At 67.3% G+C, this 13232-nt stretch carries 7 protein-coding genes; 3 read left to right on the top strand and 4 right to left on the bottom strand.

Annotated elements, in window-relative coordinates; genetic code table 11:
- Positions 1–371: 371 nt before the first annotated feature.
- On the top strand, positions 372–2006 hold the full coding sequence (locus DOM67_RS10195; protein WP_110675528.1) for a BCCT family transporter: 1635 nt from the start codon (positions 372–374) through the stop codon (positions 2004–2006).
- Positions 2007–2141: 135 nt separating this feature from the next.
- Here DOM67_RS10195 and DOM67_RS10190 read toward each other — a convergent pair whose 3' ends face one another.
- The 4 genes from DOM67_RS10190 to serS form a co-directional block, all read right to left on the bottom strand.
- Positions 2142–2867, bottom strand: a complete 726-nt coding sequence (locus DOM67_RS10190) for a 3'-5' exonuclease (RefSeq protein ID WP_110675527.1) — start codon at positions 2865–2867, stop codon at positions 2142–2144.
- Complete coding sequence (locus DOM67_RS10185) at positions 2864–4804, bottom strand: putative nucleotidyltransferase substrate binding domain-containing protein (RefSeq protein WP_110675526.1); 1941 nt, start codon at positions 4802–4804, stop codon at positions 2864–2866. The genes DOM67_RS10190 and DOM67_RS10185 overlap by 4 nt, the downstream gene beginning before the upstream one ends.
- A gap of 104 nt (positions 4805–4908) precedes the next feature.
- Complete coding sequence (gene cobA / locus DOM67_RS10180; RefSeq protein ID WP_232825215.1) at positions 4909–5763, bottom strand: uroporphyrinogen-III C-methyltransferase; 855 nt, start codon at positions 5761–5763, stop codon at positions 4909–4911.
- Between the two features lie 667 nt (positions 5764–6430).
- Positions 6431–7708: a serine--tRNA ligase gene (gene serS, locus DOM67_RS10175; protein WP_110675598.1), complete on the bottom strand. Its 1278-nt coding sequence runs from the start codon at positions 7706–7708 to the stop codon at positions 6431–6433.
- A gap of 251 nt (positions 7709–7959) precedes the next feature.
- Here serS and DOM67_RS10170 point away from each other — a divergent pair, with 251 nt between their 5' ends.
- Together DOM67_RS10170 and DOM67_RS10165 are read left to right on the top strand one after the other, a co-directional pair.
- Positions 7960–11181, top strand: a complete 3222-nt coding sequence (locus DOM67_RS10170; RefSeq protein WP_110675596.1) for an FAD-binding and (Fe-S)-binding domain-containing protein — start codon at positions 7960–7962, stop codon at positions 11179–11181.
- A gap of 153 nt (positions 11182–11334) precedes the next feature.
- Positions 11335–13134, top strand: a complete 1800-nt coding sequence (locus DOM67_RS10165; RefSeq protein WP_110675525.1) for a sodium:proton antiporter — start codon at positions 11335–11337, stop codon at positions 13132–13134.
- Positions 13135–13232: the final 98 nt, after the last annotated feature.

The raw sequence follows: 13232 nt of genomic DNA, 5'->3' as shown, positions 1-13232 counted from the left end.
CGTTCGTTTCAATATACGCCGAGTACGCTCCGAGGTGCACTCTGACCTTGGTCTAGCACGCTTGCCCGAGCCCTGCGTCGCCCTCCTGTCCGTGCCATCGCCGCCTTGTTCCAGGCGCCGTGCGACCTTGGTATAGACGCTGCGCGGCCGGACGTCGCGGGCAGGTACGTGGCGCGCGCGCCGGGGACGGTTGGAAGCGGCCACTTGATTCAGGATAATTACAAAACTTGCGCGTTCGTGACGATACGCCAGACTAGAGGCGCAATGGCGCATCGCCGCGACCGCCAGCAAGTCAATAACGGGACGCGATCTCGCCACGCCCTGAAGGCGTGGCCTGGTCCGTCATGTGGTAATCATTAGGGAGACGGCTAGTGGCTCAAGAAGATCCTAACAACCAGCCGGCCGCGCCGCAGGAAGGCGTACCGGCCCCCGAGGGACCCTCCAACCTGATCGATACCGACTACGTGATCGGTCAGGACAACATCAGGACCAACAAATTAGGCTTCGACGTCGATCTGCACGGCAAGGTCTTCTCGATCTCGTCACTGCTGATCCTGTTCTTCGTCATCATCACCCTGGCCCTGCCAGAGGAGATGGGGCCGATCTTCAACGGGGCAAGGAGCTTTCTCACCGACCACCTGAGCTGGCTGTTCCTGTTGGCCGCCAATATCTTCGTGCTGGTCTCTGTGGGGCTGATCTTCACCCCGCTGGGCAAGGTGCGCATCGGCGGCATGCATGCCAAGCCCGACTTCAGCTATGCCGGCTGGTTCGCGATGCTGTTCGCCGCCGGCATGGGCATCGGCCTGATGTTCTACGGCGTTTCCGAACCGATCACCCACTTCGGCACCTCGCTGTCCGGCGACTCCTGGGCACCGCTGGGTGGGGCCGCGGGCAATGACGCCGCTTCCCAGTCACTGGCCATGGCCGCGACGATCTTCCACTGGGGCCTGCACCCCTGGGGCATCTACGCAGTGGTCGCGCTGTCGCTGGCGCTGTTCTCCTTCAACAAGGGGCTGCCGCTGACCATGCGCTCGATCTTCTACCCGATCCTGGGTGAGCGCATCTGGGGCTGGCCCGGCCATATCATCGACATTCTGGCGGTCTTCGCCACCCTGTTCGGTCTGGCCACCTCGTTGGGTCTGGGCGCCTCCCAGGCGGCCGCGGGCCTCAACTACCTGTTCGGCGTGCCTGACAGCAACGTGACCATGGTCCTGCTGATCATCGGCATTACCCTGGTGGCGCTGGGCTCGGTCATGCTGGGCGTGGACAAGGGCGTACAGCGGCTGTCGCAGGTCAACATGGCGCTGGCCTTCATTCTGCTGATCTTCGTGATCTTCGTCGGTCCGACCCTGCTGCTCGCCACCGGCTTCGTCGAGAACATCGTCTCCTACCTGAAGTACCTGCCGGCACTGTCCAACCCGTTCGGCCGCGAAGACACCAACTTCGTCCATGGCTGGACCGCCTTCTACTGGGCCTGGTGGATCTCCTGGTCGCCGTTCGTCGGTATGTTCATCGCCCGCGTCAGCCGCGGCCGCACCGTGCGCGAATTCCTGATCGCGGTCCTGCTGGTGCCCACCGTGGTCTCGGTGATCTGGATGACCGCCTTCGGCGATACCGCTATCCACCAGCTGGTCAGCGACGGCTTCCAGGGCGTCAAGGACGCCGCCTTGCCGCTGCAGCTCTTCACCATGCTGGGGCAGCTGCCGCTGACCGCGATCACCTCGTTCCTCGGTATCGTGCTGGTGATGGTGTTCTTCATCACCTCCTCCGACTCCGGGTCACTGGTGATCGACTCGATCACCGCCGGCGGCAAGGTCGACGCGCCCAAGCCACAGCGTGTGTTCTGGGCACTGATCGAAGGCGCCATCGCCATTGCGCTGCTGCTGGGCGGCGGTCTGACCGCACTGCAAGCGGCGGTGATCACGACCGGGCTGCCCTTCACCATTGTATTGCTGGCGGCGTGCTACGCCATCATTCAGGGTCTGCGCTCCGAACCGCGCACCTGAAGCCAGTGCCGTAAACGCAACGAGCGGCCCACGGGCCGCTCGTTGTCGTTCTGGTTCTCGCTGCCATGTCAGAGCCGTGCAAGAACCTTCCGTCTCAGCCCGCCCGTCTCAGCCCACCTGTCTCATCCCTCCGTTTCACCGCCAGAGCGCGCCGACCGGCGTCTCCCAGCTGTAGTGATGGAGGATCTGCGCCTGCAGCAACTCCGCCGTGGCCAGCGAATCGATCAGCGCATGGTGTCCGGTATACGCCGGCAGGTTGTAGCGCTGACGGCTCTCGTGCAGGCGGATCGAAGCCACCGGACGCCCCGCCCAGCGGCGCAGTCGCGCCCACCAAGACTGACGATGGATACGCGCCTCCAGCGACATGGTATCGAGCATCGGAAACAGCAGCCCCTCACCGAGACGTTCACGGATCGCAGCGTCGAGGAAGGTGCGCTCGAGCTGACGATAGTGCACCACCACCAGCCGCCCGTGCAGAGACGCCAGCAGCTCGTCGATGATGGTGGAGAAGTCCGGCGCATTCTCCACTTCGGCGTGGGTGATATGGTGGAAGGTCACCGACTCGTCGCTCAGCCGCCGCCGCGGAGACAGCACCCAGTAGCGCCCCTCGGCGGGCCGGATACGCGCCAGCGTGAATGGCACCACGCCGACACTGACGATATCGTGACGCCCGGCATCGAGCCCGGTGGTCTCGAAGTCCATGGCCACCAGCGGTGCCTCGCCGATCGGCATCTCGGGATCCAGTCCACCGCCGGCGAAAAAGTCCGCCAGGCGCGCATCCTTGGCCTCCGCGGCACGCGCCGCGAGGTAGCGCGGCCACTCTTCGCGCTGGCGGCGGCGCACCTTCGCCCCCCGCCTCACGATGCGGTCTCGCCGCGCTCGGCACCCTGACTCCGCGAGGAGCCCTTGCCGGGCAGGGTATAGCGGAAGGAGAGAAACTTCTGGGCGTGGCTGATCGCCTCGAAGGCGTCCTTGAGGTGGTGGCGTTCACGACTGCCCACGTGCTCGGGGTCGACACTGTTGTCCGGCTCCTGGCCGTGCTCGATCGCCTCGGCCTGATGCCGAATGCGCACCATCGACAGGAATTCGAAGGCGTAACGCAGGCGCTCGGCGACCCCCTGCCCCACCAGCTTGGTCGCGGCGATGTCGTCGAGGCGGGCGAAGGTGTTCTGGGACTTGGAGCCACAGGCCAGCGCATGTACCCGCACCAGGTCGGTCAGCGGCGCGGTGCCGCGACGCTTCAAGTTGATCGACTTGCGATGCTCACCATCCTGTTCCATCACGAACTTGCGGAAGAAACCCAGCGGCGGCGTGCGGTTCTTGGCGTTACGCGCCAGCGCGGCGAGGAACAGCTCGCTGCGCGGTGCCTGCTCGGCGATCAGATCCTGCAGCGCCTCGACCATCGGCGCTTCACCGTGCACCGGTGCCAGATCGAAGAAGATCGAGCTGTGCAGCAGGCGCTCCGGGTTGGGCTCCCGCATCCACTTCTCGAAATAGCGCTTCCACACCGCCAACGGCTGACGCCAGCGCGGGTTGGTGGCCATGACATCCCCCTTGCAGTAGGCGTAGCCACAGCCGGCGAGACCGTCGCAGACGAACGTGGCCAGCGCTTCGAAATAGTCGCCGTGCTGCTCGGGGTCGTAGGCGTCGTCGAGTACCAGGGCATTGTCCTGGTCGGCATTGATGGTCGGCTCTTCCCGCGCCATCGACCCCAGCACCATGAAGCAATAGGGCACCGGCGGCGGCCCCAGCTCGGCCTCGGCGAGCTCCAGCAGACGCTGGGTGAAACCGCGTCCGATGGTCGCCAGGGCGCGGCTGATCATCTCCGAGTTGGCACCGTCGGCGACCATCCGCACGAAGCCGTTGCGCACCTCGGTGGAGAGCCGGGAGAGCTGGGTCGGGGTGTTCTGGACGAAGATATTGTTGACCAGGAACAGGCTGCTGTGGGTCTCGTGGCGCACGATGTCGGAGAGGTGCAGAATGCCCATGGGCTGACGGCGGTGCAGCACCGGGAGGTGATGCACCTGATTGCGCAGCATGCACAGCATCGCCTCGTAGACCGACTCGTCGGACTGGATCACGATCGGCCGCGACGACATCACCTCGCCCACCGGAGTCTGCGGCGACTTGCCCTCGGCCAGCACGCGGGTACAGAAATCGCGGTCGGTGAGGATGCCGTTGAGCTTCCAGTGGCGGCCATCGCGACCGACGAAGGTGTAGGGAGATTGCGATTCGGTGAGATCCACCACCAGCACACAGGTGGTGTTCTCGTCACGCATGCGCTGGGCCGCCGCCTGCAGCGTGGTATCGGCTTCCACCATCTGCGGCTGGCGCGTGATCAGCTTGCGTACCCGGGTGGTCATGAGCCCGCTGTCGTCGCGCTGCTGCTGGACCGTGACCTTGAGCCGCCCACCGGTATCGACGAACTCGGAGAAGTCGTCATCCACGTCGCAGATCTCGTCGAATATCTCCGCCGGCACGAAGTAGATCAGGGTGTCCTCGATCGCCTGCACCGGATAACGCACCCGGCGCTGATGGAGCAGATCCGAGTAGCCGAAGATGTCGCCCTCGCCCAGACGATTGAACAGCCGCCCGCTGCGCTGGTACATCTCCACCGCGCCGCTGCGGATATACCACAGCGAGTCGATCGGCTGATCCTTGGAGAGCAGCTCGCTGCCGGCCTGGAAGTAGCGAATCTCGATCGACCCGGCGATGCGATCGAGCAGATCATCCGAAAGATGATCGAAGGGCGCGAATTGTGCCAGATGGCCGCGGATGTCCAACTGCTCGATATTCATGACGGCCTCCCGGCCCAGCAACGTCGATTCTCTGCATTCTCGAAGCGCCGGGCAGTGGCGTCAACGCGCAGTGGCCGACGCCCCGCGCGGATCACGCCGATGCGTCAGGCGCTATCCGCCCGTGAGAGCGGCGTGGGGTGCTTGCCCTCGACCCAGCCCAGGGCGCCGCTGGCCGCAGGCTGGAACCAGGCGAGGCGCGAGGCCAGCGCGACCACGCTGCCGATCACGATCAGCGTCGGCGGCCGTGGGGTAGCGTCGGCGAGGCTTGCCGGCAGGGTCTCGAGGGTGCCCAGATGCACGCGCTGGCTGGCGGTGGTGCCCTGCTCGACCAGCGCCAGTGGCGTCTGAGCATCGAGACCGTGGGCGATCAGCTGGCGGCGGATCAGGTCGAGGGCGCCGAGGCCCATATAGAACACCAGCGTCTGGTCACCGCGGGCCAGCGCCGGCCAATCGAGGTCGCAACTGCCGTTCTTGAGATGCCCGGTGACGAAGCGCACCGACTGGGCGTGGTCGCGGTGGGTCAGCGGAATGCCGGCGTAGGCGGCACAGCCCGAGGCCGCCGTGATGCCGGGCACCACCTCGAAGTCGACTCCGGCCTCGGCCAACGTCTCGAGCTCCTCGCCGCCGCGGCCGAAGATGAACGGATCGCCGCCCTTGAGACGCACCACCTCGTGCCCCGCCCGCGCCCACTCGACCAACGCCTGATTGATCCCCTCCTGGGGCACGCTGTGCCGCGAGCGCGCCTTGCCCACGTAGAAGCGTCGCGCCTCGGGGTTGGCCAGCGCCAGAATCTCCTGGCTGACCAGGCGATCGTGGACGATCACGCTGGCGCTCTGCAGGCGCTTGAGCGCACGCAGGGTCAACAGCTCCGGATCACCCGGGCCGGCTCCCACCAGCGCCACTCGACCGCGGCGCCAGGGTGAGTCCGCCTCGCGCTCGGCGACGGCGTCGACATCGATGCGCGGCGGCAGACGCGCACTGGATAGCGCCGGCCAGCCACGCACATGGACCAGGGCCCCCGCCGCCCGTGCGACCTCCGCCAACTGGCGGTCCTGCTCGTGCTCCCCCGAGGCGATCAGCCACAGCTCCCCTGCCGCCGGCGCCGGCACCTGCACTGCGTGTGGCCAGCCCTGCTGCGCACACAGCGCGCCCAACGCCGGCATCGGCTCAGCCGCGTGCAGCGTCAGGCCCACGCCACTGCCCGCCACCTGGCGGGCGAGCGCAAGCGCCTCGCTGCCGCCGCCGATCAGGCGCAGCATCAGTTGCGAAGGGTCTAGCTGGAGCGTCAGAGAGGGCGTCACGAATCACCGTCGGGTCGAGTGGAGCCGGGCCAGGATGGCCGGGGTCGGCGCTGCTCCGTTTCAGCCGGCGCCGCAGCGCCTTAGAACCGGATACACCATTTGACCCCAATGCTTATAGCCAAATTCTAGGGGTGCCTCGAAGGATCCCGAAGGAACGCTTTCTTGTAGCGTTATAACCAACTTGCCGCGTTATCGCCGATTCCCCGGGGGAAAGACAACGGCCAGTCGCCGACCGCCGGCGCCGCCCTATCGAACCTACAGTTCCATGGACCTGAAGGCCGCCCCGGACCTGCCGGGGCGAGCGATCACCGGCGTTACAGCGCCATCACTCAGCATTGATCTGTGCGATGCCGCCGAGGTAGGGGCGAAGCACCTCGGGCACATCGATGCTGCCGTCGGCGTTCTGGTAGTTCTCCATCACCGCCAACAGGCAGCGACCCACCGCCAGCCCCGAGCCGTTGAGGGTGTGCACCAGCTGCGGCTTCTTCTGCTGCGGATGACGGAAGCGCGCCTGCATGCGCCGGGCCTGGAAGTCCTCGCAGTTGGAGACCGAGGAGATCTCACGGTAGGTCTCCTGGCTCGGCAGCCACACCTCGAGGTCGTAGGTCTTGGTCGCGCCAAAGCCCATGTCGCCGGCGCACAGGGTGACCACCCGATAGGGCAGCGCCAGCGCCTGCAGAATCGCCTCGGCGTGGCCGCGCATGGTCTCCAGCGCGTCGTAGCTGGTCTCGGGGTCGACCACCTGGACCATCTCGACCTTGTCGAACTGGTGCTGACGGATCATGCCGCGGGTATCCCGGCCATAGGCGCCCGCTTCGCTGCGGAAGCAGGGGGTATGGGCGGTGAGCTTGAGCGGCAGTTGGGTGTGGTCGAGAATCTCGTCACGCACGAAGTTGGTCAGCGGTACCTCGGCCGTCGGGATCAGGTGATAGCCGCTCTCCTCGAGGCGGAACAGATCCTCGCCGAACTTGGGCAGCTGTCCGGTACCCATCAGCGAGTCGGCGTTGACCATGTAGGGCACGTAGCACTCTTCGTAGCCGTGCTCGAGGGTCTGCTTGTCGAGCATGAACTGCGCAAGCGCCCGGTGCAGGCGAGCGATCGGACCGCGCATCACGGCGAACCGCGACCCGGTCAGCTTGGTCGCCAGCTCGAAGTCGAGATAGCCGAAACGCGCGCCCAGATCGACGTGATCGCGCACCTCAAAATCGAAGGCGCGCGGCGCGCCCCAGCGATGCAGTTCGACATTGTCGTCTTCGTCGGCGCCTTCGGGTACGCTAGCGTGCGGCAGGTTGGGCAGCCCCGCGACCAGCGTATCCCACTCGCTCTGTAGCTCGGCCAGCTGCGCCTTGGCGCGGTCGAGTTCATCGCCGAGCTGGCCGACCTCGTCGAGCAGCGGCTGGATGTCCTCGCCCGCCGCCTTGGCCTTGCCGATCGCCTTGGAGCGCACGTTGCGCTCGTTCTGCAGCTGCTCGGTCGCGGTCTGCAGTTCGCGGCGCCGGGACTCGAGCGACTCGAGCGACGCGGTATCGAGCGTGAAGCCGCGCAGGGCCAGACGTTGAGCGACGAACTGCGGATCACTCCGCAACAGCTTGGGATCGAGCATGGTGGCGTTCCGTTGATTGACGTCTTCGAGGGTCAGCACGACACGCGTGGCTCCAGAGCCACCCGCCTCGCCTGAGCGATCGTTTATTGTAAGGAAAAGCCCCGACCGGCACCATGACTCCTCGCCGCCGCCGGCCAGCGCCGCCGCGAGGCCGGGTCGCCCGGGCATTGATGCGACTCACGCCCGCCGCGGCGCAAGTCCCCGACCAGAGCGCGCCGCCCGCCGGCCGCCGTGACAGCTTGATGACCATGATGATCGAACGCCTTGATCCGACCGGCGACGAGTCGGCCCTGAACGCGCACTACCGCCGCTTCCTCGATGACCTGCAGCACGCCGGCTTCCGCGGCGAGATCGCGCCGGACCTGGCCGACCGCACCGTGCTGGCCACTGACAACTCGATCTACCAGCGCCTGCCGCAGGCGGTGCTCTACCCGCGTGACGCCGAGGATCTCGAGCGCATCGCACGGCTGATCGCCCGCGACGAGCACCGCAGTATCGTACTGGCCCCCCGCGGTGGCGGTACCGGCACCAACGGCCAGTCGCTGACCGACGGCCTGGTGGTGGATCTCTCCCGCCACATGAACCAGATTCTCGAGATCGACGTCGAACGACGCCGTGTGCGCGTCCAGGCCGGGGTGGTCAAGGATCAGCTCAACGCCGCACTCAAGCCCCACGGGCTGTTCTTCGCCCCGGAGCTCTCGACCTCCAACCGCGCCACCATCGGCGGCATGATCTCCACCGATGCCAGCGGCCAGGGCAGCTGCGAGTACGGCAAGACCCGCGACCACGTGCTCGAGCTCGACGCCGTGCTGCATGGCGGCGAGCGTCTGCACAGCCAGCCGCTGGGGGGAGAGGCGCTCGCCGCCGCCTGCGCCCGCGAAGACATGGTCGGTCGCGTCCACCGCGAAGCCCAGGCGGTGGCCAGCGAGCAGGCCGAGCTGATCGCGGCCAAGTTCCCGCCGCTCAACCGCTGCCTCACCGGTTACGACCTCGCCCACCTGATCGACGCCGAGGGGCGCTGCGATCTCAACAGCCTGCTGTGCGGCGCCGAGGGCTCGCTCGCCCTGCTCAACGAGGCGACCCTCAACGTGCTGCCTTTGCCCGCGCACTCGACCCTGGTCAACGTGCGCTACGCCGGCTTCATGGACGCCCTGCGCGACGCCAAGGCACTGATGAACGTCGCGCTGCCCGATCAGCCGCAGCCACTCCGGCCGACCTCGATCGAGACGGTCGACGACAAGGTACTGATGCTGGCGATGGACGACTTCGTCTGGGACAGCGTGGCCGAGTTCTTCCCCGCCGACGCCCAGGGCACGCCGATCCGAGGCATCAACCTGGTCGAGTTCAATGACGACGACCCCGAGCGCCTGGCCGAGCGCGTGCAGGCCTTCATCGATCATCTTGGCGCGGATACCAGCGTCGAGCGCCTCGGCTATACCCTGGCCGAGGGCCGGGCCCAGATCGCCCGGGTCTATGCCATGCGCAAGCGGGCGGTGGGCCTGCTCGGTAACGCCAAGGGTGAGCGCCGCCCGATTCCCTTCGTCGAGGACACCGCGGTGCCACCGGAGCGACTCGCCGACTATATCGCCGAGTTCCGCGCCCTGCTCGACGCCCACGGCCTCGACTACGGCATGTTCGGTCACGTCGACGCCGGCGTGCTCCACGTGCGTCCGGCGATCGACATGAAGGACCCGGCCCAGGCGCGCCTGATCCGCGAACTCTCCGACGCCGTGACCGCGCTGACCCAACGCTATGGTGGCCTGCTCTGGGGCGAGCACGGCAAGGGCGTGCGCTCGGAGTACTCGCCACGCTTCTTCGGTGAGCTCTATCCGGCGCTGCAACGGATCAAGGCCGCCTTCGATCCGTACAACCAGTTCAACCCGGGCAAGATCGCTACGCCGCTGTCTATCCGGCCCGAAGACGTCGACAACGCGATCCCGACCACCCCCCTGGCAGACGAAGGCAGCGGGGACGGCGTCACCAGGCAGCAGACGGTGATCGAGGTCGACCCCAATCTGCTGACGGTGGATGGCGTGCCCACCCGCGGCGAACAGGACCGCCAGATCGACGAGCGCGTGTGGCAGGAGAACGCCAGCGCGGTCTACTGCAACGGCAATGGCGCCTGTTACAACTACGACCCCGCAGACGCCATGTGCCCGTCGTGGAAGGCGACCCGCGACCGCGTGCACTCGCCCAAGGGGCGCGCCAGCCTGATGCGCGAGTGGCTCAGGCGCCAGGGCAATGCCGGAGTCGACGTGGTCGCGCTCTCCCGGCGTACCCGCCAGGAAGGCACCCTGGCGTGGCTGCGCGACCAGCCCGGCAAGCTCGGTCGGGCGCTGGCTCGGCGCCGTGGCGAGACGGATTTCTCGCACCAGGTGTATGACGCCATGGCCGGCTGCCTCGCTTGCAAGTCGTGCGCCGGCCAGTGCCCGATCAAGGTCGACGTACCCGATTTCCGCGCGCGCTTTCTGGAGAACTACCACAGCCGCTATGGACGGCCGCTGCGCGACTACGTGATCGGCGGTCTCGAATTCGTGGTGCCCCATCTGCCTCGGGTGGCACCGCTCTACAACGCGCTGCTCGACAATCGGCTGATCGACCGCCTGCTGGCCAGGACGCTGGGCATGGTCGACAGCCCGCGACTCTCGCGCACCCATCTCAAGAAGGTGCTGCGCGCCTGGGGCGTGGTCGAGGCCACGCCCACCAGCCTGGCCCAGCTGATGCCGGAGGAGCGTGCGCGCAGCGTGGTGCTGGTGCAGGACGCCTTCACCAGCCACTTCGAGTCGCAGCTGGTGCTCGATATCATCGAGCTGCTCACGCGGCTCGGCCTGCGCGTCTTCGTCGCCCCTTTCCAGCCCAACGGCAAGCCGCTGCACGTACAGGGCTTCATCGGCCGCTTCCAGCGCGTGGCGGCCAAGCAAGCAGCACGACTCAAGACCCTGGCCACGTTCGGCGTGCCGCTGGTCGGTATCGACCCGGCGATGACCCTGACCTACCGCCAGGAGTACGTGAAACTGCTGGGCCCGGCAGCGGTGCCCGAGGTGCTGTTGCTGCAGGAGTGGCTGCTTGACCGCGGCCCAGCGCTGCTGCCGGCGCGCTGGGCGCAGCGCACGGCCGACGCCGCCGACCCTGGCTACCGGCTGCTCTCGCACTGCACCGAGAAGACCAACGCCCCGGGTAGCCCCAAAGCGTGGCAGCAGCTCTTCGCCCACTTCGGGCTGGCCCTCGAGAACGTGGCCAGCGGCTGCTGCGGCATGTCCGGCACCTATGGCCACGAGGCGCGCAATCGCGCCACCTCGGAGGCGATCTACGACCTCTCCTGGCGCGCGCCGGTGGAAGACACCGACGCCGGCCCGCTGCTGGCCACCGGCTACTCCTGCCGCAGCCAGGCCAAGCGTCTCTCGGATCGCCAGTTGCTGCACCCGCTCCAGGCACTGCTGCAGGTCGCCCGCCGCCGCGACGAGACGACCTGAGCCGCGCCCGGGCGCACCGCGCGCAACGGCGCCAAATGACCTATGCTCTGCGACCCGCACACAGCGGTGTCGCAGGCATTGCATCGGCGCGCCGGCGCCGCTAGTCTGCGCGCCTTTCGAATCGCCACTGGAATCGCCCCGGAGAGCCTGGCCATGGAAAACGCTGCCCTTGCCCTGACCGGCATCGGTCTGCTGGCACTGATCTGTCAGTGGCTGGCATGGCAGTTGCGCCTGCCGGCCATCCTGCCGCTGCTGCTCGCCGGCGTGCTCGTCGGCCCCATCACCGGCTGGCTGGAGCCGGACGCCATCCTGGGCGATCTCTTGTTTCCGCTGGTCTCGCTGGCGGTGGCAGTGATCCTGTTCGAGGGCAGCCTGACGCTCGACTTCCGCGAACTGCGAGGTCATGGCCGCACGGTCAGCCGGCTGGTCACCTGGGGCGCGCTGATCACCGCGCTGATCGGCATCGCCGCCGCGCACCTGGTGCTGGGGCTGTCGTGGGAGATGGCCAGCGTGCTCGGCGCGCTGCTGGTGGTCACCGGCCCCACCGTGGTGCTGCCGCTGCTGCACACCCTGCGCGCGCGCGAGCATGTCAGCCAGATCCTGCGCTGGGAGGGCATCCTGATCGATCCGATCGGCGCCATCGGCGCGGTGCTGGTCTACGAATTCGTGGCGCTGGGGATCTCCAACGGCGCCGCCACCCATACCCTGATCAGCTTCGCCCAGACCGCAGTGATCGGCTTCGGCCTGGGTATCGCCGGGGGCTACCTGTGGGGCAGCGTGCTGCGCCACCACTGGCTGCCCCAGCGCCTGCACAGCTTCGGCACGCTGATGATCATGCTCGCCCTGTTCACCCTTTCCAACCTGCTGTTCCACGAGTCGGGGCTGCTCACGGTGACGGTGATGGGCGTGTGGATGGCCAACATGCGCGGGGTGCCGACGCAGCCGATCCTGGAGTTCAAGGAGACGCTGTCGATCCTGCTGATCTCGGGGCTGTTCATCCTGCTCGCGGCGCGCCTGAGCCTGGCACAGCTGGGCCTGCTCTCATGGGAAGCCTGGGCCTTCCTCGCCATTCTGGTGTGGATCGCGCGGCCGCTGGCAGTGTGGCTATGCACCCTGGGCAGCTCGCTCAACTGGCGCGAGAAGGCGCTGCTGGCGTGGCTCTCGCCGCGCGGCATCGTCGCCGCCGCGGTGGCCTCGCTGTTCGCCATCCGCCTGGAGGCACTGGAGGTGCCGGGGGCCGAGCTGCTGGTGCCGGTCACCTTCCTGGTGATCATCAGTACGGTGGTGGTGCAAAGTCTCTTCTCGCGCCCGCTGGCGCGCCTGCTGCGGGTCAGCGAACCGACGCCGTCGGGCTTTCTGCTCATCGGCGCCAATCCGGTTGCGCGCGCCTTCGGCCAGGTGCTGCAGGATGCCGGCTTCGTGGTGCGCCTGTGTGACCACAACTGGGATGCGGTGCAGGAAGCGCGCATGGCCAACCTGCCCACCTACTACGGCAATCCGCTGTCGGAGCACGCCGCGCAGCATCTCGAGCTCACCGGCATCGGCCATCTGTTGCCGCTGTCGCCCTACCGCGAGCTGAACAACCTCGCCGCGCTGCACTTCGAGCACATCCTGGGGCACGGCAAGGTGTTCCGCCTGGCGGTGGAGTCCAGCCGCAGCGCCAAGCGTCACCACCAGCAGGCACTCGCCCACCTGCCGCTGCTGTTCGACGGCAATACCAGCTTCACCCGGCTGTCGAGCCTGATCGGCCAGGGCGCGGTATTGCGCCAGGCCAAGATCAGCGAGAACTTCGACATCGAGGACTATCGGCGCATCCATCAGGACCGCCTGCTGACCCTGTTCACCCTCTCCGCCAACGGCCGCATTCGCACCGCGACCGCGGGCAAACCACTGATGCCCAAGGCGGGAGACACCCTGATCAGCCTGATCTTTCCCGACTCGCCGGAGTTCTGAGCCGGCGCCGACAGCCGCACTTCCCTGCCCCCTGAACGACGAACACCGCCTCGGAGGCGGTGTTCGTGATCAGGGCTGGGTGCACTGCGCAGGCAGAG

The sequence above is a fragment of the Salinicola sp. RZ23 genome, assembly GCF_003206675.1.
Taxonomy (GTDB): Bacteria; Pseudomonadota; Gammaproteobacteria; order Pseudomonadales; family Halomonadaceae; genus Salinicola; species Salinicola endophyticus.
Note: the sequence above shows the minus strand (reverse complement) of the source record. Positions and strands in the feature narration are given on the sequence as shown.